18 protein-coding genes are annotated in these 20,196 nt (G+C 67.9%); 2 read left to right on the forward strand and 16 right to left on the reverse strand.

Going from position 1 to position 20,196, the window contains the following annotated elements; translation table 11 throughout:
- Positions 1-81 precede the first annotated feature (81 nt).
- The gene (cysK, locus tag ACOMG5_RS02710) at positions 82-1,056 is read left to right on the forward strand and encodes a cysteine synthase A (RefSeq protein ID WP_420342240.1); all 975 of its coding nucleotides are present in this window, start codon (positions 82-84) and stop codon (positions 1,054-1,056) included.
- Here the strand turns inward: cysK and ACOMG5_RS02715 are convergent.
- The 16 genes from ACOMG5_RS02715 to ACOMG5_RS02790 all read right to left on the reverse strand — a co-directional run bounded on the left by ACOMG5_RS02715 (position 1,053) and on the right by ACOMG5_RS02790 (position 18,872).
- Complete coding sequence (locus tag ACOMG5_RS02715) at positions 1,053-2,327, reverse strand: TRAP transporter large permease (RefSeq protein WP_420342241.1); 1,275 nt, start codon at positions 2,325-2,327, stop codon at positions 1,053-1,055. The genes cysK and ACOMG5_RS02715 overlap by 4 nt on opposite strands.
- Positions 2,328-2,855 (reverse strand): TRAP transporter small permease, encoded by a 528-nt coding sequence (locus ACOMG5_RS02720; RefSeq protein WP_420342242.1) that lies wholly within the window; start codon positions 2,853-2,855, stop codon positions 2,328-2,330.
- The gene (locus ACOMG5_RS02725) at positions 2,852-3,862 is read right to left on the reverse strand and encodes a TRAP transporter substrate-binding protein (RefSeq protein ID WP_420342243.1); all 1,011 of its coding nucleotides are present in this window, start codon (positions 3,860-3,862) and stop codon (positions 2,852-2,854) included. The genes ACOMG5_RS02720 and ACOMG5_RS02725 overlap by 4 nt, the downstream gene beginning before the upstream one ends.
- Before the next feature lie 531 nt (positions 3,863-4,393).
- Positions 4,394-5,692 carry a D-amino acid dehydrogenase gene (locus ACOMG5_RS02730; protein ID WP_420342244.1) on the reverse strand — a complete coding sequence of 433 codons (1,299 nt, stop codon included), beginning with the start codon at positions 5,690-5,692 and terminating at the stop codon, positions 4,394-4,396.
- Positions 5,693-6,135: 443 nt separating this feature from the next.
- Entirely contained in the window at positions 6,136-7,635 is a 1,500-nt protein-coding gene (locus ACOMG5_RS02735; protein ID WP_420342245.1) for a fumarate hydratase, read from the reverse strand.
- Positions 7,636-7,645: 10 nt separating this feature from the next.
- On the reverse strand, positions 7,646-8,788 hold the full coding sequence (locus ACOMG5_RS02740; RefSeq protein ID WP_420342246.1) for a zinc-dependent alcohol dehydrogenase family protein: 1,143 nt from the start codon (positions 8,786-8,788) through the stop codon (positions 7,646-7,648).
- 46 nt (positions 8,789-8,834) lie between these two features.
- The gene (locus tag ACOMG5_RS02745; protein WP_420342247.1) at positions 8,835-9,599 is read right to left on the reverse strand and encodes a glucose 1-dehydrogenase; all 765 of its coding nucleotides are present in this window, start codon (positions 9,597-9,599) and stop codon (positions 8,835-8,837) included.
- A gap of 10 nt (positions 9,600-9,609) precedes the next feature.
- Positions 9,610-11,085 (reverse strand): aldehyde dehydrogenase family protein, encoded by a 1,476-nt coding sequence (locus ACOMG5_RS02750; RefSeq protein ID WP_420342248.1) that lies wholly within the window; start codon positions 11,083-11,085, stop codon positions 9,610-9,612.
- Positions 11,082-11,759, reverse strand: coding sequence for an ABC transporter ATP-binding protein (locus tag ACOMG5_RS02755; protein WP_420342249.1), 678 nt, complete (start codon positions 11,757-11,759; stop codon positions 11,082-11,084). The genes ACOMG5_RS02750 and ACOMG5_RS02755 overlap by 4 nt, the downstream gene beginning before the upstream one ends.
- Position 11,760: 1 nt before the next feature.
- Complete coding sequence (locus ACOMG5_RS02760) at positions 11,761-12,510, reverse strand: ABC transporter ATP-binding protein (protein ID WP_420342250.1); 750 nt, start codon at positions 12,508-12,510, stop codon at positions 11,761-11,763.
- A complete protein-coding gene (locus tag ACOMG5_RS02765) occupies positions 12,507-13,493 on the reverse strand; it encodes a branched-chain amino acid ABC transporter permease (RefSeq protein ID WP_420342251.1) in 987 nt (328 codons plus the stop codon). The genes ACOMG5_RS02760 and ACOMG5_RS02765 overlap by 4 nt, the downstream gene beginning before the upstream one ends.
- Entirely contained in the window at positions 13,493-14,398 is a 906-nt protein-coding gene (locus ACOMG5_RS02770; protein WP_420342252.1) for a branched-chain amino acid ABC transporter permease, read from the reverse strand. The genes ACOMG5_RS02765 and ACOMG5_RS02770 overlap by 1 nt, the downstream gene beginning before the upstream one ends.
- An 80-nt stretch (positions 14,399-14,478) precedes the next feature.
- Positions 14,479-15,801, reverse strand: a complete 1,323-nt coding sequence (locus ACOMG5_RS02775) for an ABC transporter substrate-binding protein (RefSeq protein WP_420342253.1) — start codon at positions 15,799-15,801, stop codon at positions 14,479-14,481.
- Between the two features lie 214 nt (positions 15,802-16,015).
- A complete protein-coding gene (locus tag ACOMG5_RS02780) occupies positions 16,016-16,966 on the reverse strand; it encodes a LysR substrate-binding domain-containing protein (RefSeq protein ID WP_420342254.1) in 951 nt (316 codons plus the stop codon).
- Between the two features lie 46 nt (positions 16,967-17,012).
- Positions 17,013-17,735, reverse strand: a complete 723-nt coding sequence (locus tag ACOMG5_RS02785; protein WP_420342255.1) for a class I SAM-dependent methyltransferase — start codon at positions 17,733-17,735, stop codon at positions 17,013-17,015.
- Between the two features lie 9 nt (positions 17,736-17,744).
- Positions 17,745-18,872, reverse strand: coding sequence for a CaiB/BaiF CoA transferase family protein (locus ACOMG5_RS02790; RefSeq protein ID WP_420342256.1), 1,128 nt, complete (start codon positions 18,870-18,872; stop codon positions 17,745-17,747).
- 245 nt (positions 18,873-19,117) lie between these two features.
- Between ACOMG5_RS02790 and ACOMG5_RS02795 the strand changes: the two genes are divergently transcribed.
- Positions 19,118-20,110 (forward strand): MBL fold metallo-hydrolase, encoded by a 993-nt coding sequence (locus ACOMG5_RS02795; RefSeq protein WP_420342257.1) that lies wholly within the window; start codon positions 19,118-19,120, stop codon positions 20,108-20,110.
- The last annotated feature ends 86 nt before the right edge of the window (positions 20,111-20,196 follow it).

A 20,196-nucleotide genomic window follows, 5' to 3' on the forward strand; every position in this document is an offset into this window, starting at 1 on the left:
TCGTGGCGGTGCGATTTCGCTCGCCTAAGGCTGCGCGAGGCGCGATACTATGGCCCGGAAGCCAGTTCAGGATTGATCGCCATGTCACGGATTTTCGAAGATAATTCGCTCTCCATCGGAGAAACGCCGCTGGTGCGGCTGAGCCGTGTGACGGCGGAGATGGGGGCTACGGTGCTGGCCAAGATCGAAGCGCGCAACCCGGCCGGATCGGTGAAGGACCGGATCGGGGCGGCGATGATCCGCGATGCGGAGGCGCGCGGCGTGCTGAAGCCGGGCTCGGAAATCGTGGAGCCGACCTCGGGCAATACCGGCATCGCGCTGGCTTTCGTGGCGGCGGCGAAGGGCATCCCGATCACGCTGACCATGCCCGAAACCATGAGCCTCGAGCGGCGCAAGCTGCTGGTGGCCTATGGCGCGAAGCTGGTGCTCACCGAGGGCGCGGCGGGGATGAAGGGCGCGATTGCCAAGGCGGAGGAGATCGCCGCTTCGGATCCGAAATACGTCCTGCTGCAGCAGTTCGCGAACCCCGCCAACCCCGCCATCCACCGCGCCACCACCGGCCCCGAGATCGAGCGCGATACCGAAGGCGGGGTGGATGTGTTCGTGGCGGGGGTGGGCACCGGCGGCACGATTACCGGCACCTCGCAATATCTGAAGCGCGATCGCGGCCTCGCGATCACATCGGTCGCTGTGGAGCCGGAGGCCAGCCCGGTGCTGAGCCAGGCCCGCGACGGCGCCGAGATCAAACCCGGCCCGCACAAGATCCAGGGCATCGGCGCGGGCTTCGTGCCGAAGGTGCTGGACCTGTCGCTCGTGGACCGGATCGAGCGGGTGAGCAACGAGGAGGCGGTGGCCACCGCGCTGCGGCTCGGGCGCGAGGAAGGGATCCTGACCGGCATTTCGGGCGGGGCGGCGGCGGCGGCGGCGCTGCGGCTGGCGCAGGAGCCGGAAAATGCCGGCAAGACCATCGTGGTCGTCTTGCCGGATTCCGGCGAGCGCTATCTGAGCTCCATCCTGTTCGAGGGGCTGTTCGACGCGAGCGGTGCCGCGCTCTAAGTGAGCGCGAGCACCAGCCCGGGGAACAGCAGGATCAGCGCGACGCGCAGCAGGTCCATCACGATGAAGGGGCCAAGCCCGCGGAAGATCGTGCCGACGGCCACGTCCGGCACGACCGACCGCAGCACGAAGGCATTCATGCCCACCGGCGGCGTGATCAGCGAGATTTCCACCACCACCACCACGAAGATCCCGAACCAGATCAGATCGAACCCCTGAGCGGCAACGATCGGGTAAAAGACCGGCACCGTGAGCATGATCATCGACAGGCTTTCGAACAGGCAGCCGAGCACGAGATAGATCAGCAGGATCAGCAGGATGACGCCCCAGCGATTGCCGCCGAAAGCCTCCAGGAAGGCCTGAATGTCGCGGGTCATGCCGGACATGTTCACATAGTTCGAGAAGGTCAGCGCGCCGAACAGGATGAAGAACATCATCGCCGTGGTCTTCATCGTATCATAGAGCACATCGCGCAGCGCGGCCCAGCGGAACCGCCCCGAGGCGAGCAGCAGCACGAAGCCCCCGGCCGCGCCCATGCCCGCGCTCTCCGTCGGGGTGAAGATCCCGAGGTAGATCCCGCCCATCACATAGACGAAGAGAAGCAGGGCCCCGGCCGTGCCTTTCAGCGCGCGGATGCGGGCGATGAGCGGCAGCGCGGGCTCCACCGGCAGATCGGCGCCGCGCGCGCTCCATTTCACCGCCAGCACATAGCCGAGGATGCCGATGAGGCCGGGGATGACGCCCGCGAGGAACAGCCGGCCGATGTCCTGCTGGGTCATGATGCCGTAGAACACCAGGATCACCGAGGGCGGGATCAGGATGCCGAGGGTGCCGCCGGCCGCGATGGCCGCGGTGGAGAGCCGGTCCGGATAGCCGAAGCGGCGCATCGAGGGCAAGGCGATGCGCGCCATGGTGGCGGCCGTGGCCATGGACGAGCCGCAGACCGAGGAAAACGCTCCGCAGGCGATGACGGTGGCGGTGGCAAGGCCGCCCTTGCGGTGCCGGGTCCAGGCATAGGCGGAATTGTAAAGCTCCCCTGCGATACCGGATTGCACCACGAAATTCCCCATCATCAGGAACAGTGGCAGCACCGAGAGAGAATAATCCCGCCCGGTATCGAAGAAGGTCGCCCCCAGCAGCGAGAGCGCCGGGGACCAGCCGATGATCGACACCACGCCCACGAGCCCGACCGCGGTGAGCGCGAAGGCAATCGGCATGCCCGCGAACAGCAGGCCCAGAAGGACCAGCATCCCAATCGGCCAATGCGCCATCTAGTGCCTCCCGAAGCCCCGCGCCGCCGCCAGCGGCATGAACAGCGCCGCGAGCCCGCAGCAGGCCGCGCAGAGGTAGCCCAGCGGCGCGATCGGCAGTCGCAGCGAGTTCGTGGCGCCGCCATAGCCGCCGATCTGGCCGGCATAGACCCAGATCCGCCAGGCGATCAGGCCCAGAACCGCCGCGGACAGGAGCGCCATTGCCATGTCGCGCCAGGGCTGCACCCAGCCGGGCAGCCGCTCGGTGATAATATCCACCGCCACATGGTCGCGGTCGAGGCTCACCGCCGGCAGCCCGAGGAACACCACGGCCACCAGCATCATTTCGGTGAGCTCGGTCGCCCCCGTGATCGGGCGGGCGAGAAGGTAGCGGCCGATCACATCGCCCACCGTCAGCGCCATCATCGCCATCAGCATCGCCCCGCAGAGGACCGCAAGGCTGCGCCGCGCGAAGGTGCGCGGTACCGGCTCAGGGCGCTTGCCGGAGGAGGGGTCGGTCTCCGGCAGGCGTGGGGCGGCTTCGGTCATTGCCCGATCTCGGAGAGGAGTGCGGCATGCGCGGCCTGCGCATCCACGCCCGCGGAGGCCGCCTCGGCGAGCTTCGCATCCACCAGCGGCTGCAGCGCGGCCTTCCATGCCGCCATCTGCGCCGCGCTCGCCGGGGTGATGGCGATCTTGCCCTCCATCTCGGCGCGGCCCTTGGCGTCGGCGCGATCCCACATCTGGCCGGCCATGCGCGCCAGGGCCTCGCCGGTCACGCTGTCGATCTGGCTTTGCTGCTCGGGCGTCAGGCTGTCCCATTTCGCCTTGTTCATGACGATGTAGAACGAGGTGTTGAACAGCCCGCCCGGCACCGCGATCGCCTCGCTCAGCTGCGGGATCAGCTTGAAATATGCAACCGATTCATAGGGGAAGGTGATGCCATCGGCGACGCCCTGGCTCAGAAGCTCATAGGCCTTGGAGGAGGGCCCCTCCACCGGCACCGCCCCGAGCGCGCCGACGATTTCATGCACGATGCCGCCGCCCACGCGGATTTTCCGGCCTCGCAGCGCATCGGGGCCGGAAATGTCGCCGCCCTTCAGGAAGACCTCACCGGGGCCATGGCTGAACACGGCGAGCACCTTGACCCGGTCATATTCCCCGGCCTGCTTCAGATATTTTTCCCAGACGTGCCAGTAGGCGACCGAAATCGCCTCGGCGCTTTCGCCGAGGAACGGCAGCTCCACCACATTGGTGGTCTTGAACCGGCCCGGGTTGTAGCCCTGCACCCCGAAGGTGATATCGGCGACGCCATTGACCGCGAAATCGAAATGCGCCCCGGGCGGGCCGAGCGGCGCGGGCAGGATCGTCGCGGTGACCTCGCCATGCGTGGCCTCGGCGATCTTCTGCGTCATCGGCACGATCACTTCCGAGACAAGCGGATGCGAGGGCGGCAGCCAGTTCGCCACCGTCAGCGTGGTGCCCGCCAGCGCGGGCGCGGCCAGCCACAGTGCCGTTCCCGCCGCGAGGAAATATTTGCCCAGCTGTGCGCGCATGTGTCGGATCCTTCTGTCGCGATGGGTATGGCAGGCCGCTTGACCTTTCGCCTAGAATGACCATTCGCGGGGGGCAGGCAATGCCGAAATCGACCGGCCGGATCAATCCGCGCCGTTTTTGCCCGCTCCGGCGCGGCGTTTCCCGAAGCGCCGCCGCCCGCCGCCCGCCTGCGATGGCGCGCCGTTCCCGGGGCCGGGTTCAGGCGCTCCCGCGGCGCCTTTCCGCGCCCTGATGATGCCTGCGACTTTGTGCTGCTGGCTTCGGCCCACCCGCAAGCGATGTTGCCATGGCTGGCTGTGTGTACGCCGGATCTGCCGGGATCTAGGCTCTGATGCCGAAGGCGCGCCGCGCCGGGACTGGTCCCGGAGAACACGCGCGCTAACAAAAGTGCGGCGCTATTGCTGAGCTGTCGTTCGCTTCGCGGGAATCCTTGCCCGCTTGAGCGGCCCGATGCGGGCCGCGCCTTCCGAGAACCGGGAAAGGCGCCGAAACGCGGCCCGGAGGAGCCGCGTCACGCAGGAAACATCGGCTCAGGCGGCCAGAGCAGGGCGTCCGGCGGCTTCGCCCGAGGTTTCGCCCAGGTACCGGGCATAGCCGAGGTCGCTTGCGTCGATATCGGTCTTGCGGCCCGAGACGATATCCGCGATCAGCCGGCCGGAGCCTGCCGACATCGTCCAGCCGAGCGTGCCATGCCCGGTGTTCAGGAACAGGTTCGCATATTTGGTCTTGCCGATGATCGGCGTGCCATCGGGCGTCATCGGGCGCAGGCCACACCAGAACAGCGCCTCGGCGGGGTTGCAGGCGCCCGCGAACAGGTCGGTGAGCGACTTGTCCAGCGTGGCGCGGCGGCGCGCGTCGAGCGACATGTTGAAGCCATTGATCTCCGCCAGGCCACCGACGCGGATGCGGTCCCCCAGCCGGGTGATCGCGACCTTGTAGGTCTCGTCCATCACCGTGGAGACCGGGGCGCGGTCGTAATCGGTGATCGGCACAGTCAGCGAATAGCCCTTCAGCGGGTAGATCGGCAGTTTCAGTCCGAGCGGGCGCACCAGCATCGGGGAGTAGCTGCCGAAGCAGACGACGAAGGCATCGGCGGTGATGCGTTCGGCGCCGCTGCGCGCTGCGGTGATCCGGCCACCCTCGGTTTCGAGCGCGTCGATCGAGGTGTTCCAGCGGAAGGTCACCCTTTTCGCCGCGGCCATTTCGCTCAGCCGGTTGGTGAATTTGAAGCAATCGCCGGTTTCGTCGCCGGGCAGGCGCAGGCCCCCCGCGATCTGGTCACGGAAATTCTTCAGCCCGGGCTCATGGGCGAGGCAGCCATCGGCGTCCAGCACCTCGAAGGGCACGCCGTCGGCCTTCAGCACGGCAATGTCCTTCGCCGCCGATTCCACCTGTTTCGAGTCGCGGAACACCTGCAGTGTGCCCAGCGTGCGCTCGTCATAGGTGATGCCGGTCTCGGCGCGCAGCGCCTTCAGGCAGTCACGCGAATATTCGGCGACGCGCACCATGCGGCTCTTGTTCACCGCATAGGCGGCCGAGGTGCAGTTCATCAGCATCTGGCCGAGCCAGCCCAGCTTGTGGGCATCGGGGCGCAGGTTGATCACCAGCGGCGCATGGCGCATAAACATCCATTTCATCGCCTTCATCGGGATGCCGGGCGCAGCCCAGGGCGCGGAATAGCCGGGGCTGATCTCGCCCGCATTCCCGAACGAGGTCTCCAGCGCAGGGCCGGCCTCCCGGTCGATCACGTTGACTTCATGCCCGGCCTCAGCCAGATACCAGGCCGAGGTCACGCCCACGACGCCTGCGCCCAGAATGACGACTTTCATGCCCGGCCTCCTTGCCCGAATGAACATTCCGGCAAGATACAGGATTCGATTGGTGACTTTTGGCGAAGTCGTAGCGCGGAGCCGGGTTTGGGCGAATAAACGCGCGGATATGGCGTCAATGCCGGTGAAATATTGCCTGTGGGCAGAAATTAATCGAATGTTGTCCCGCAGCGCTGCCCGCACGGATCCCACTCGGCCGTGCCGGATGCCCCCAAGCCTGCGCCCCGCGGGCCGATGCGTCAACGCCGCCATAAGATAAGCGCCGCATCGGGCCTCTCGGTGCCTATTGGGTGCGCGGGATCATGTCGGCGCAGCCCTGTATCCCGCCTTGGGCGCTATGTCCGGTGAGATGGCGCTGCAGCCGTTGCGGTATCGAGCAGCGGTTCGCGGGCGTTTCGGGCGGCAGGGAGGCATTCCCGCCCGTAGTCAGCCACAGGCGCGTATCAGGGCTGCACCGTCCTGCGCCAGCGGGCGGGGCCTTCGCGGTGCACGGACTGCCCGCGGCCGTCCACGGCCACCGTCACCGGCATGTCGACCACGTCGAATTCGCGCACGGCCTCCATGCCGAGATCCTCGAAGGCCACCGGCCGCGCGCCGCGGATCGCCTGCGCGACCAGCACCGCGGCCCCGCCGACCGCGATCAGGTAGCAGGCCCCGGCGGCCGCAATCCGCGCGACCGTATCGGCGCCGCGCTCGGCCTTGCCGATCATCGCGAGCAGGCCCTGATCCAGCACCATCTGCGTATAGCCGTCCATGCGGGTTGCGGTGGTGGGCCCGGCAGGCCCCACCACTTCAGCGCCCACCGGATCGACCGGCCCGACGTAATACACCACCCGGTCCCGGAGCGAAAACGGCAGCGCCTCGCCCCGGGCGAGGATCTCCGCCATGCGCCGATGCGCGGCATCGCGCGCCGTCAGCATCCGGCCAGAGAGGAGCAGCCGCTCGCCCGCGCGCCAGCCGGCCATCTCCGCCCGGCTCAGCGTGTCGAGGTTCACCCGGCGCAGCCCTTCGGCGGCAATGCCGCGCGGGGTCAGCAGGCTCAGATCCGGCGGCGCCAGATAGGCCGGACCGTCGCCGCGCAGCGTGATTTTGGCATGGCGGTTGGCCGCGCATTGCGGCATCAGCGCGACGGGCAGCGAGGCCGCATGCGTCGGGTAAGTCGCGAGCTTCACATCGACCACGGTGGTGAGCCCGCCCAGCCCCTGCGCCCCGATGCCGAGCGCATTGATGCGAGTATAAAGGTCGATGCGGAATTCCTCCGCGCGGCTGGCGGGGCCACGGGCCAGAAGGTCGGTCATGTCGATCTCCTCCATCAGCGCGCGCTTCGCGAGCAGCATCGCCTTTTCGGCGCTGCCGCCCACCCCGATGGCGATGACCCCGGGCGGGCACCAGCCGGCGCCGAGCCCCTCCACCGTCTGCAGCACCCAATCGGCGACGGAGGCCGCGGGGTTCAGCATCGTGTAGCGCGCCTTGTTCTCAGATCCGCCGCCCTTCGCCGCGATCAGGAGCTCGAGCCTATGGCCCGGCGTCGTCTCGATATGGGTGATGGCGGGGGTATTGTCGCGCGTGTTGCGCCGCGCGAACAGCGGATCGGCGACTATGGAGGCGCGCAGCGGATTGCCCGCATCGAGATAGGCGCGCCGCACGCCCTCATCCACCAGCGCGGCGAGGCTCAGGTCGCTGTCGATCAGCACCGACTGGCCGAGCCGCGCGAAAACCGTGATCATGCCTGTGTCCTGACAGATCGGCCGGGTGCCGAGGGCCGCCAGCCGCGCGCTTTCGAGGATCTGCCCGATCGCATCGCGCGCGGCCGGGCTTTCCTCGCGCGCATGCGCCGCGATCAGGTGCCGCAGGTAATCGGGCGCATGATACACCGCGATATATTGCAGCGCGGCGCGGACGGTCTCGATGATATCCGCGCCGGAAATGACCGTTGGGGTCACAGCAACCTCCTCAGCCGTTATCGAAGATCACCACCTGCCGGATCGCCTCGCCGCGGTCGAGCAGGTCGAAGCCCTCGTTGATGTCTTCGAGCTTCAGGGTCCGGCTCAGCAGCTTGTCCACCGGCAGCTTGCCCGCGCGGTACATGGCGATGAAGCGCGGAATATCGCGCTGCGGCACGCATGATCCCATATAGCTGCCCTTCACGCTGCGCTCTTCGGCGACGATGTTCACCGCCGGCACGCGGAATTCGGAGGTGGGGGAGGCGAGGCCCGCCGTCACCGTCTGCCCGCCGCGTTTCGTCACCTGATAGGCCAGCTGGAAGGCCGGGATCGCGCCCGCAAGCTCCACCGCATGATCGACGCCGCCGCGGGTATCGGCCTTGATCTTCGCCACCACGTCCGGATCGGCCGCGTTGTAGGTATGCGTGGCGCCCAGCTCGCGCGCGATGGCGAGCTTCTCGTCGGAGAGATCGACCGCGACGATTTCCGTAGCCCCCGCAGCCACGGCACCGAGGAGTGCCGCGAGGCCCACCCCGCCCAGGCCCACCACGGCCACGCTCTGGCCGGGCTGCACCTTGCAGGTGTTCAGCACCGCGCCCACGCCCGTCTGCACCGCGCAGCCAAACAGCGCAAGCTCCGCGAAGGGGATGTCGTCGGCCTCGACCTTCACCACAGAATGGCGCGAGATCACCGCATATTCGGCATAGCCCGAAACCCCGCAATGGTGGTGGATCGCGTGATGGTCGTGGCAGTCGTGCAGCCGGATCTCCCCCGACATCAGCACGCCCTTCCCATTCGCCTCCGCGCCCGGGATGCAGAGCGCCGGGCGGCCCTCGGCGCAGGGCAGGCAGGAGCCGCAGGTCGGCTGGAAGGTCATCACCACCCGGTCGCCGGGCTTCAGATCGCGGATCGCGGAGCCCGCCTCCACCACCGTGCCCGCCGCCTCATGGCCCAGAACCATCGGCACGGGGCGTGGACGGTTGCCATTGATCACCGAGAGATCCGAATGGCACAGGCCCGCAGCGCCGATCCGGATCAGGAGCTCTTCCGGCCCCGGCGGGTCCAGCTCGACCTCCTCGATCACCAGGGGGCGGCTGTCGGCATAGGGCGCGGTGGCGGGCGACAATTTCAGGATTGCGGCGCGGGTCTTCATGGTTCCTCCCAGGGGTCAGGCCCGCCCGGGCGGGCGGGCCGATGCATCAGATCGTGCGTCCGCCATCGACCGGGAGCAAGACCCCGGTGATGAATTCCGCATCGTCGGAGGCAAGATAAAGCGTCGCGCGCGCAATATCCGCCGGGCGCGACATCCGCCCGAGCGGAATGGTCGCGACGAACCGGGCCCGGTTCTCCGGCGTGTCGGGCACGCCCATGAAGGATTCGAGCAGGCCGGTTTCGCCCATCACCGGGCAGATCGCGTTGACGCGGATATTGTCGGGGGCGAGCTCCACCGCCATGGACTGCGACAGGATGTTCACCGCGCCCTTGGTCGAATTGTACCAGGTGAGGCCCGGCCGCGGCCGGATCCCGGCAACGGAGCCGATATTGACGATGGCGCCGCCGCCCTGCTGCCGCATCAGCGGCACGATGATATTGCTGATATGGTAGATCGACTTCACGTTGATCGCATAGACGCGGTCGAACTCCTCCTCCGTCACCTCCAGCATCGGCTTGTTGCGGTGGGTCCAGCCGGCGTTGTTGACGAAGATGCCGGGCGCGCCGAAGTGCTCCACCAGCTTTTGCACCGCCGCCTCCATCTGCGCGCGCGAGGTCACGTCGGCCGCGAGCGCGAGCGCCCCCTCGCCGATTTCGGCGGCCACCCGTTCGGCCGCATCCGCGCGCAGATCGAGCACACCCACCTTCGCGCCCTCTTCGGCGAAAAGCTTCGCGATGCCCTCGCCGAAGCCGCCCCCCGCGCCGGTGATGATGGCGACCTTGCCGTCCAGGCGGCCCTTGCCCTGAGACATGTTTCCCTCCTCAGTCATGCTTGATCACGAGCGTCTTCAGCGCCGAAAATTCATACAGCGCCTCGAAGCCCTTCTCCCGGCCGTGGCCGGATTTCTTCACCCCGCCAAAGGGCAGCTCGATGCCGCCGCCCGCGCCATAGGCGTTGACGTAAACCTGCCCCGCCCGCACCCGCCGCGCCACGCGCAGCGCGCGCGAGGTGTCCCGCGTCCAGACCCCGGCCACCAGCCCGTATTCGGTGGCATTGGCCAGTGCGACGGCATCCTCCTCGTCCTCGAAGACCATGGCGGCGAGCACCGGCCCGAAGACCTCCTGCTGCGCCAGGCCATTCTCGCGCGGTACCGGACCGAAGATCACCGGGGGCACATAGAACCCGGCCTCCGGGGCGCTCTCGGCGCGAGCGCCCCGCGCGATGACGGGCACGCCCTCGGCCTCGGCGCGTGTGATGAAGGCCTCCACGGAGGCTTTCTGCTTCGCGCTGATGATCGGGCCGAGATCGGGGTTTTCCGTGGGCAGCCCCGCGCGCAGCGCCGCAAACCGCTCCGCGAGCCGGGGCATCAGCCGGTCCCAGAGGCTGCGCTGCACCAGGAGCCGCGCGCCCGCCGAGCAGGTCTGCCCCGCATTCTGCACGATGGCGCCAACGATCACCGGCAGCGCAGCCTCCAGATCCGCATCCTCGAACAGGATCTGCGGGGATTTGCCGCCGAGCTCCAGCACACAGCCGATATGGTTCTGCGCCGCTGCGGTCTGGATCATCACGCCCACCCGCGGCGAGCCGGTGAAGGCGATGAAATCGATGCCCGGATGCTCCGAAAGCGCCGCGCCCGCCTCATGGCCATAACCCGGCACCACATTGATCGCCCCGGGCGGGAAGCCCGCCTCGACCGAGAGCTCCACGATCCGCAGCGGTGTCAGGCAGGCGTCCTCGGCGGGCTTCAGCACCGTGGCATTGCCCATCGCCAGAGCGGGCGCCAGCGCGCGGCCGATCATCTGCGCGGGATAGTTCCAGGGGATGATATGGCCGGTCACGCCCAGGGCCTCGCGCTCGCCGGTGACGTAATAGCCGCGCTGGAACGGGATCTGCTCGCCATGGACCTTGTCGGCCGCGCCGCCGTAGAATTCGAAATAGCGCGCGGCGGCCTCGATATCGGCGCGGGCGGTCCTCATCGGCTTGCCGCAGTCGCGGGCCTCGAGCGCGGCCAGCTCCTCGGCATTCTCGAGGATCAGCTGCCCGAGCCGCGACAGCAGGCGCCCGCGTTCGGTGGCCGAAAGCCGCGACCAGGCCCCGCCCTCATAGGCCGCACGGGCCGCGGCCACCGCGGCGGCCACTTCGGCCGCGCCACCCGCGGCGATTTCCGCAAAGACCACGCCTTCCGCCGGGGCGACGACCGGGATCGTGCGGCCCGAGGCCAGCGGCTGCCATGCGTTATCGATGAACACGCCCTTCGCGGGGGCGACGGTCTCTGCGCGGGGGAAATCGAGGGTCATGCGGGGAGCCTTTCGGAGGGGATGTCGCTGTCGATCTGCCCGCGCTCCACCGTGATGGTGCGGGAGGCGAAGCTGCGCAGCAGCTCGGGGTTGGATTCGGTGATGATGATGGCCAGCGCCGGGTCGATCTCGCGCAGCTTGCCCAGGGCCTCGGCGTAGCGGTTGGCCAGAACCGGGGCGAGGCCCTGGAACGGCTCGTCGAGCATCAGGAGCCGGGTCGAGAGCATCAGCGCCCGGCCGAGCGCGACCATCTTGCCCTGCCCGCCGGAGACCGACCCGGCCGGGCGCGGCCCGAGCGTCTCCAGCTCCGGCATGACCAGATAGATCCGCGCGAGCCGCCGTTTCGTCTCGTCATGGTCCAGCCCCGCGACGCGGGCGGGCAGCAGGATGTTCTCGGTGATGGTGAAGCGCGAGAACAGGCGCCGGTCCTCTGGCGCATAGCCGATGCCGAGGCCGGGGCGCAGATGCGGCGCCACCGCGCGCAGATCGGCGCCGCCGAACTGCATCGCGCCGCGGCTCTGGGTGAAGCCCATGATCGTGCGCAGCAGCGTCGTCTTGCCCGCGCTGTTGCGCCCGACGAGCGCCACGGTTTCCGCAGGCGCCACCGCGAAGGTGATGCCGCGCAGGATCGGGATCGTACCGATCGCGGCATCCACGGATTTCAGCTCCAGCATCTCAGCCTCCGATCACGTTGCGGATCACCTCGGGGTGGCTCAGCACCTCCTCCGGCTCTCCGGTCATCTGGATCACGCCCTGCGCCCAGACCGCGACGCGGGTGGCATAGAGGCGGACCATCTCCATATCGTGCTCGACGAAGACGGAGCTCACGCGGGCGGCGCGCAGCGCGTTCATCAGCACTTCCATCACCCCGAACTTGTCCGCCGAGGCCACGCCCGAGGTGGGCTCGTCCATCAGCAGCACCTTCGGCCGCAGCGCGAGCGCGAGCGCGATATCCACCAGCTTGCGCTTGCCCTCGGGAAGCTCCGACGCCATCCGGTCGCGCACATCGGCGCAGCCCACGAGATCGAGCATTTCCTCCATCGCGCGCCGTTCGGGAATGGCATGCAGGTCGCGCAAAGGGTTCCAGCGCCGGGCATGGACGGCGCCTGCAAGCAGCATGTTCTCCATCACCGTCTGTTCGGTGAACAGCTGCGGGATCTGGAAGGCCCGGGCGACGCCCAATCGGGTGATCCGGCGCGGCGGCTGGCCAGTGATCTCGCGCCCGCCAAGCGTCACCCGCCCGCCCTGCGGCGTCAGATAGCCGGTGCAGATGTTCAGGAAGGTGGTCTTGCCGGCGCCGTTCGGGCCGATGATGGCCAGATGCTCGCCCTCGTGCAGCGACAGGTCGATCCCGTCCGCCGCGATGATCCCGCCGAAGCGGAGCTTCAGCCCCTCGGCCTTCAGAAGCAGATCGCCCTTGCTCATTTCCGTGCCTCCGCGGTCTGGCTGCGCGTCGCGGGGGCGGCGGGGGGGCTGCGCCGCGCGCTCCGTGCGCGGTGCCACAGCTCCACCAGCCCGCCGGGCGCCCAGAGGATGATGCCGATGAGCACGACGCCCAGGATCAGCTGCCAGCTGTCGTGGAGGATCGCGGCGGCGAAGGTGCGCACCGTCTCGAAGATCACCGTGCCCGCAAAGGCGCCCGCCACATGACCCTGCCCACCCAGCACCGCGATGAACACGAGCTCGGCCGAGCGCGACCAGAAAGCATGCTCCGGCGTGGCCAGGCCCTGCACCGTACCCATGAACACGCCGCCGAGGCCACACAGCACCGCCGAGACCAGGTAGCCCACCAGCAGCACCCGGCGCGCCGAAAGGCCCAGATATTCGAGCCGGGTCTCGTTGGTCTTGACCGCGCGCAGGGCCTGGCCCAGCGGCGAGCGCAGGTAGCGCCACACCAGCACGAAGCACAGCGCTGCAACGGCGAGGACGACATAGAACATCAGCAGATCGAATTCGCCGCGCTTGAACTCCATGCCCATGAAGGTGGGGCGGCGGATGCGCATGCCATCCGAGCCGCCGGTGAGATGGAAGGCCTTCTCCAGCACCGAATAGAGCACCATCGAGAAGGCCAGGTTGATCATGCCGAAGAAGATGCCGCGATAGCGGGTGACGAAGAGCCCCACGACGAGCCCGGCGAGCAGCGAGGCCGCCACCGCCGCCAGCACCAGGAAGGTGAGGTCGATGTCGCGGTAGGCGGTGGAGAGGAACGCCGCCGCATAGGCGCCGATGGCGAAATACATGGCATGCCCGAAGGAGACCTGATCCGCGCGCACCAGCACGAGGATGCCAAGCACGGCGAGGCTCTTGGCGATGCACATGGTGGCGAAGACGGTGATGTTGCCCGCGTAGAACGGCACGCCCGCCAGCAGGAGCAGCGCCAGCAGAAAGGCGATCAGACCCGTGCGCATCAGATTTTCCTCACGGTTTCATGGCCGAACAGGCCGCTCGGGCGGACGAGGAGCACCAGCACCATGATCAGGTAGGGGGTGATCACCTCGAGCTCCGGGCTGAGATAGACGGCAAAGGCGCGCGCGATACCGATCATCAGCGCCGAGATCGCGGCGCCTTCGATCTGCCCGAGGCCCGCGGTGGCGGCGACGGCGAAGGACAGCACGATCATGTTCGCGCCCATGCCCGTCACGAGCGAGGTGGTGGGCGTGGCCAGCGCCCCGCCGAGGGCCGCAAAGCAGGCGCCGAGCACGAAGGTGAGCAGATAGACCCGCGTTGCGTTGATGCCGATGGCGGTGGCGGCTTCGCGGTCCTCGGTCACGGCGAGGATCTGCGCGCCCATGCTGGTGTGGCGCAGGAACCAGCGCAGCGCCACCAGCACCGCCACCGCCGCCAGCGGCAAAAACAGCACCTGATAGGCGGTATAATTGATGCCGAGCAGCGAGACATTGCCCAGAAGCGTGAGCGGCGTGGACATGTAATAGGGCTGCACGCCCCAGATCATCCGCTGCAGGTTCTCGAGGATCATGAACACCGCGAAGGTCACCAGCAGCTGCAGGATCGGCTCCTTGGCATAGATGCGCTGCAGCAGCAGCCGCTCGATCGCGCCGCCGAGCAGCACACCCACCAGCACCGCCGCGGCGATCAGCGCCGGGAAGGTGAGCCAAGGGTTGTAGCCCTGCGCGACCAGCCACTGGCCGAGCGTCGCGGTGACATAGGCGCCGATCGCATAGAGGCTGCCATGCGCGATGTTCAGGATGCCCAGCACCCCGAAGATCAGCGTCAGCCCCACCGCCACTAGGAACAGCAGCGCCGCATAGGCCACCCCGTCCATCAGCGCCAGCACAACAAAATTCATGGTCATGGCATGATCCATCTGGTCGGCGGGCGGGCACGCGCGACGGTCGGAAAGGGGCCGCCCGGATGGGCCGGGCGGCGCGCGGGTCAGTTGGTGCCGAAGCGGTCGCCGGGGATGTCCAGCTGGCCGGGCTTGAAGCCCGCGATCCAGTCGAGCGACTTGGTGCCGGCGGGCGGCATCAGCTGCGCACCGTCATAGATCGCGATGTCGGAGATCACCCGGAACGGGTAGTCGGTGCTTTTCGCCGTGGTGCCGATCAGCTGAGCCTCGACCGACTGGCCATCCTCGCGCACGGTCAGCGGGCGGCCGAAGCCCTGGAAGGTCAGCCCCTTCATCGCCTCGGCGACCTGCTCGGTATCGGGCCAGTCGCCGCCGTTCTCGGCCGCGGCCTTGGCATAGACCGCCTCCAGCGCCGAGAAGGCCTGCACCATGTGATAGACCGAATAGATCGGCCAGCTGCCGGTCCTGGCGCGGAAATCGTCGTTGAATGTCTTGAAGGCGGCGTTGTTCGCCATTTCCGGATGCAGGAAGTAATGGTCGCCCCGGGCGCCGACGATCACGCCTTCGGGGAGGGTATCGCCCAGCCGCTCCAGCGAGGATTCCGCCAGCGGCAGCACGAAGGTGGATTGCTCGAACAGCCCGCGCTGCGCCGCCTGCCGCACGAAAGTATCCAGATCGCCGCCCCAGGAGGTCGACAGGATCACATCCGGCTTCAGCGCCTGCAGCCGCGACACTTCGGCCGAAAAATCCGCCGCGCCGAAGGCCGGGAACAGCTCCGCCACGATCTGTACATCGGGGCGCTCCTTCTTCAGCGCCTCGGAGAACAGCTGCCAGCTGTCGCGGCCCCAGGCATAGTCCTGGTTCACCACGGCGATGGTCTTGAAATCCGGCTTGGCCTTCAGCAGATAGGCCAGCGGCGCCAGAACCTCGGGCGTGGCATTGGCCTGGGTGCGGAAGACATAGTCGTAATCGTCATCCTCCAGGATCCGTTGGGTGCCGCAATCCCACATGAAGTTCAGCACTTCCAGGTCTTCGGCCAGCGGCGCGATCTTGTTGCAGATGCCCGAGGAGATCGAGGCGAACATCACATCCGCGCCCACATCCTCCACCACCCGCCGGTATTCCGTCATCAGCGTTTCGAGCCCGGCGCCCTCGTCGATGAAGGTCAGGTGCACCGGCACGCCATTGATGCCGCCGCGCGCATTCAGCTGCTCTGCGAGCAGCTCGGCCGCGTTGCGCGCCGGCACCCCGAAGACCGAGGCCGATCCGGAGCTGAAGGTGGTGATCCCGATCTCGATCTGGGCCGGCTTGTCGGCCGCGAATGCGGCGCCGCCGGTCAGGCAGGATGTGAAAAGCAGTGCGGCGGCGGCCTGACGAAGGCCGCGCCCGCGGCGCGAGTTGACTGGCATTGGCTCCTCCCTTGGCTCCCCGGACGGGTCCTCTTCCCTGGGGAGCAGCTGGAGAATGGCAGCCGCGGCGGTGTCGTTTCAAATTCAGATTTATGCTGGCCCCTATAACTTTGCTGTCTGGATAGCGGCCGAGCCCCAAGCATCACTTATGGCGCGCATGGCGCCGAAATCCCCGGCAACTGCAGGATAATATTGACAATACAGAAGGTTACAGCTAAGCCTTGGCCGGCGGCGTTGCGCCTGCCCAGGCGCCCGCCGTCAGCAGATCGCGCAGCACGTCCTGGATCAGGGCATGAATTGCGGAGACGGCATTGGTCATCGGGCGCTCTTCGGAATGGGCCAGATAGACGGCGCGCTGCACGCTCGGCGCCTCGATCGACCAGCTCCGCATCTCGCCCGCCTCGACCTCGCGCTTGATCGCATTCAGCGGCAGGATCGAGCAGCCGAAGCCCGCCTTCACCAGCTCCTTGATGTTGGAGTAGGAATCGACCTCGATCGCCACGCTCAGGCGGCTCTGCCGCGCCTGGGCCGCCTCCTCCAGCAGCATGCGCAGCCCATGCGCCTGCCCGGGCACGATCAGCGGTATTTCGGCCAGCCGCGCGAAGGGTATCGGAGCGCCCTCCCCGGGCAGGGCGCCGCTGGCGGCATCGCCGCTGCGGCAGAAGAACACCAGCTCCTCGCTCAGCATCTCCAGCAGGGCCATGTCGTGCCCCTCGGCCTGACGGTAGAGCAGCGCCAGATCGATGCGCGCATCCTGCAACCATTCGGCGACGAAGCCGCTCATCGCCTCGGCGAGGCGCAGCTGGATATTGGGAAACCGGCGGTGCGCCGCCACGATCAGCGGCACGGCGAGGATCTCGCTGATCGTGCCCGGAAGGCCCACGCGCACCACGCCCATCGGGTCGCTCTCATGGCCGCGGATTTCCTCCTCGGCGATGGTCACCTGGTTCAGGATGATGCGGGCGTTGCGCAGCAGGATCTCGCCCGCTTCGGTGGGCGCCACGCCCTTCGGGCTGCGATAGAGCAGCGCGGTGCCGAGATCGGCCTCCATGTTGCGCACATGCAGCGACAGCGCGGGCTGCGCGATATTGAGGAACGCGGCCGCCTGTGAGAACGAGCCCTGCTCGACGATGGCGATGAAGTAGCGCAGCTGTCTCAGATCCATGGCGCGACCCTAATCGGCGCTCCCGGGGCGCACAAGGCTGGGGTGCTCAGGCAGCAGGGCGCAGGACCCAGCAGATGATCGGCTGTACCAGCACCGCGCGGCCATCGCGCAGCTCGATATTCTCGCGCCAGGCGCGACGCAGGGCAGCCCGGTTGCGCTCGGCGCGCGCGGCGCGTGCCGGGTCCACCTTCACCAGATAGGCGACGAAGCCCTCCAGCCCGTCGAAGCTGCTCTCCCTGTCCCAGCGTTTGAGCTCCATCAGCTCCGCCATCCGGTCCGCAAGCAGCGCGTTGACGGCGCTGATCGCTGCCTGACGGACGTCGGTCTCGTCCTCCACCGGCTGCATGACGCGAAAGAAGCTGCCCGCCGCGGCAGGCTCGCACAGGATCAGCCGCCCGCCGGGCTCCAGCACCGAAAGCGCGTTCTGCAGGGCCGCGCGCATATGCTCGGCAGGTATGTGGTGCAGCGCGTTCACCAGGATCGCCGCATCGAAGCGGCCGATGCCGGGCGGCAGTGCCTCGGCGCCGGTCTGGTGAATGGTGGCGCCGGGCAGCAGCGCGCGGGCACGGGCCACCTGATCGGCGCTCGGGTCCAGCCCGGTGACGGCAAAGCCGCGTGCCGCGAGCCGCGCGGCGATGGCCCCGCCGCCGCAGCCGATATCCAGAACGCTCCGCGCGCCGATCTGCGCCAGCTCCTCCGCCAGCGCATCGGCCACATCGGATTTCAGCGTGCGCCCGCGCCGCAGGGGCTCGGAATTCAGGATACCCATCTTTGCCTCCTAGCCGCCGAATTCGCGCAGCACTGCCGCCGTATGCGCGCCGCAGGCGGGCACCGGGCCGAACTCCGGGCTGGCGCCATCGACCAGCGCCCCCGGCGCCAGCATCCGCACCGGCCCCGTCGGCGTCTCCACCTCCACATAGCGGTTCTGCGGATGCTGCGAGAGATCCTCCAGATCGGAGACCCGGCCATAGGCGATGGCCGCCTGTTCGAGCCGCGCCACCAAGGCATCGCGCGGCTCCCGGGCGAAGATTTCGGCCACCAGCCCGTCCAGCTCCGCCCGATGCGCGACGCGGGCCGAATTGTCCGCGAAACGCGGGTCTGAGGCGATCTCGGGCTGGCCGAGGACGCGGGCGCAGAAGGCCGCCCATTCGCGCTCGTTCTGGACCGAGAGCAGCACGAGCTTGCCATCGCTGCCCGCGAAGGTGCCATAGGGGGCGATGGTCGGATGGCTGAGGCCGCTGCGCAGCGGAGCCTTGCCGCCATAGACATATTGCAGATAGGGCACGTTCATCCAGTCGGTCAGCGCGTGGAACAGCGAGACCGCGATATGGCGCCCCTCGCCGCTGCGCGCGCGCGCATAGAGCGCCTGCAGCACCGCCTGATGCGCCGTCATCCCCGCCGCGATATCGCACACCGAGACCCCCACGCGGGCCATACCTTCCTCCGTGCCGGTAATGGAGGAGAGCCCGCTCTCGGCCTGTACTAGCAGGTCGTAGGCCTTCAGCCTGCGGTAAGGGCCCGCGTCGCCATAGCCCGAGATCGACACGGTGATCAGCCGCGGGTGGCGCGCGCGCAGCTCCTCCGGGGCGAAGCCCAGCCGGGCGATGGCCCCGGGCGCGAGGTTCTGGATGAACACATCCGCTTCGGCGATCATCCGGCCGAGCGTGGCGCGCGCCGCCTCCGTGCGCAGATCCAGGCAGACGGATTCCTTGCCCCGGTTCAGCCAGACGAAATAGGCGCTCTCGCCATGGACGAGACGGTCGTATCCGCGCGCGAAATCGCCTTCCGGCCGTTCGATCTTCAGCACCCGCGCGCCGGCTTCGGCCAGGCGCGAGGAGCAATAGGGCGCCGCAACCGCCTGTTCGACGGAAACGACGAGGATACCGGAGAGATCGCGCGAGTGCATGGGCGGCAGGCCTCGTTGATGGCTTGGCCGCCCGATGACGGCCCTGCCCGCAGCTTCCCCGATTGGCGCGATCACTTCAAATAACAGCTTTCTACGCCCTCCATAACGCGAATGTATGGCCCAGCGGCGCCGGGGGCAGAACGAAACGCTATGGCGGCTAGAGCAATCCGCTCTTTGGCGGCGGGTGGGGGCGGGGCTTACGCTGATGCGCGGCCCCGTGGAGGCGGGGCCTGAGGGAGGACGACATGACACATCTGAAAACGCCGGCGCTCAGCCGCCGGCATCTGCTGGTCGCTGCGGGTGCGGCGGCCGGTCTTGCGGCCAGCGGTTTCACCGCGCCGGCACAGGCGCGCGCGCCACAGCTCGGCACGGCGGTGCCCGGCTGGTACCGGTTCCGCATCGGCGATATCGAAGCCACGATCATCTCCGACGGGCTGCTGAACCTCGGCGCAGCCGATGCCCAGTTCCCGGCCGCGCCCAAGGACGACATCGCCCGGATCATGGCGGAGGAGTTCCTGCCGCTCAGCCCGATGATGCTGGAGCAGAATGCGCTCGTGCTGAACATCGGCGAGCGGCTGGTGCTGTTCGACAGCGGCATGGGCTCGGATCAGATGTTCGGCGATAAATCCGGCCGGCTGCTGCGCAACCTGGCGGCGGCCGGGATCCAGCCCGATCAGATCGACGACATCGTGCTCACCCATGCGCATTGCGACCATTGCTGGGGCATGGTGGGCGATGGCGGCGCGCTGAACTTCCCGAATGCGCAGGTCCATATGTCGCAGGCGGATTTCGATTTCTGGACCGATGAGGCGAAGCTTTCCGGCGCGGGCTTCCTGCCGGCCTTCGTGAAGGGGGCGCGCAAGAACCTGCTGCCCTACCGCGACCGGATGCATTTCGTTGCCGATCAGAAGGAGGTGCTGCCCGGGATCACCGCGCTCAGCACGCCGGGCCATACCGTGGGCCATACCTCGTTCCTGATCAGCTCAGGCAACGAGAGCTTCCTGAACGTGGGCGATGTGGTGCACCATTATGCGCTGCTGTTCGAGAACCCGACCTGGGAATTCGCCTTCGATTCGAGCCCGTCGCAGGCCGCCCAAACGCGGGTGAAGCTGTTCGACATGGCGGCGGCGGATCAGATGCGGATGATCGGCTATCACTTCCCGTTCCCGGGGCTTGGCCATATCCGGCGCGAGGGGAGTGCCTTCGAATATGTGGCGATCCCGATGATGCACGGCTGACATCCGCCCGGCGCCGCAATCCGGCGCCGGGTATATATTTCCGCGATACTGCATAAGCAAAAACTGTATTCGTAATTATGGCTCGC

The sequence above is a fragment of the Paenirhodobacter sp. genome (assembly GCF_041916475.1).
Taxonomy (GTDB): domain Bacteria; phylum Pseudomonadota; class Alphaproteobacteria; order Rhodobacterales; family Rhodobacteraceae; genus Rhodobacter.

What these genes read in the sequence shown, in the direction of transcription:
- cysK (WP_420342240.1), top strand. Translation starts at nt 82, where the DNA reads ATGTCACGGATTTTCGAAGATAATTCGCTCTCCATCGGAGAAACGCCG.
- ACOMG5_RS02715 (WP_420342241.1), bottom strand. Translation starts at nt 2,327, where the DNA reads ATGGCGCATTGGCCGATTGGGATGCTGGTCCTTCTGGGCCTGCTGTTC.
- ACOMG5_RS02720 (WP_420342242.1), bottom strand. Translation starts at nt 2,855, where the DNA reads ATGACCGAAGCCGCCCCACGCCTGCCGGAGACCGACCCCTCCTCCGGC.
- ACOMG5_RS02725 (WP_420342243.1), bottom strand. Translation starts at nt 3,862, where the DNA reads ATGCGCGCACAGCTGGGCAAATATTTCCTCGCGGCGGGAACGGCACTG.
- ACOMG5_RS02730 (WP_420342244.1), bottom strand. Translation starts at nt 5,692, where the DNA reads ATGAAAGTCGTCATTCTGGGCGCAGGCGTCGTGGGCGTGACCTCGGCC.
- ACOMG5_RS02740 (WP_420342246.1), bottom strand. Translation starts at nt 8,788, where the DNA reads ATGAAGACCCGCGCCGCAATCCTGAAATTGTCGCCCGCCACCGCGCCC.
- ACOMG5_RS02745 (WP_420342247.1), bottom strand. Translation starts at nt 9,599, where the DNA reads ATGTCTCAGGGCAAGGGCCGCCTGGACGGCAAGGTCGCCATCATCACC.
- ACOMG5_RS02750 (WP_420342248.1), bottom strand. Translation starts at nt 11,085, where the DNA reads ATGACCCTCGATTTCCCCCGCGCAGAGACCGTCGCCCCCGCGAAGGGC.
- ACOMG5_RS02755 (WP_420342249.1), bottom strand. Translation starts at nt 11,759, where the DNA reads ATGCTGGAGCTGAAATCCGTGGATGCCGCGATCGGTACGATCCCGATC.
- ACOMG5_RS02760 (WP_420342250.1), bottom strand. Translation starts at nt 12,510, where the DNA reads ATGAGCAAGGGCGATCTGCTTCTGAAGGCCGAGGGGCTGAAGCTCCGC.
- ACOMG5_RS02765 (WP_420342251.1), bottom strand. Translation starts at nt 13,493, where the DNA reads ATGCGCACGGGTCTGATCGCCTTTCTGCTGGCGCTGCTCCTGCTGGCG.
- ACOMG5_RS02770 (WP_420342252.1), bottom strand. Translation starts at nt 14,398, where the DNA reads ATGACCATGAATTTTGTTGTGCTGGCGCTGATGGACGGGGTGGCCTAT.
- ACOMG5_RS02775 (WP_420342253.1), bottom strand. Translation starts at nt 15,801, where the DNA reads ATGCCAGTCAACTCGCGCCGCGGGCGCGGCCTTCGTCAGGCCGCCGCC.
- ACOMG5_RS02780 (WP_420342254.1), bottom strand. Translation starts at nt 16,966, where the DNA reads ATGGATCTGAGACAGCTGCGCTACTTCATCGCCATCGTCGAGCAGGGC.
- ACOMG5_RS02785 (WP_420342255.1), bottom strand. Translation starts at nt 17,735, where the DNA reads ATGGGTATCCTGAATTCCGAGCCCCTGCGGCGCGGGCGCACGCTGAAA.
- ACOMG5_RS02790 (WP_420342256.1), bottom strand. Translation starts at nt 18,872, where the DNA reads ATGCACTCGCGCGATCTCTCCGGTATCCTCGTCGTTTCCGTCGAACAG.
- ACOMG5_RS02795 (WP_420342257.1), top strand. Translation starts at nt 19,118, where the DNA reads ATGACACATCTGAAAACGCCGGCGCTCAGCCGCCGGCATCTGCTGGTC.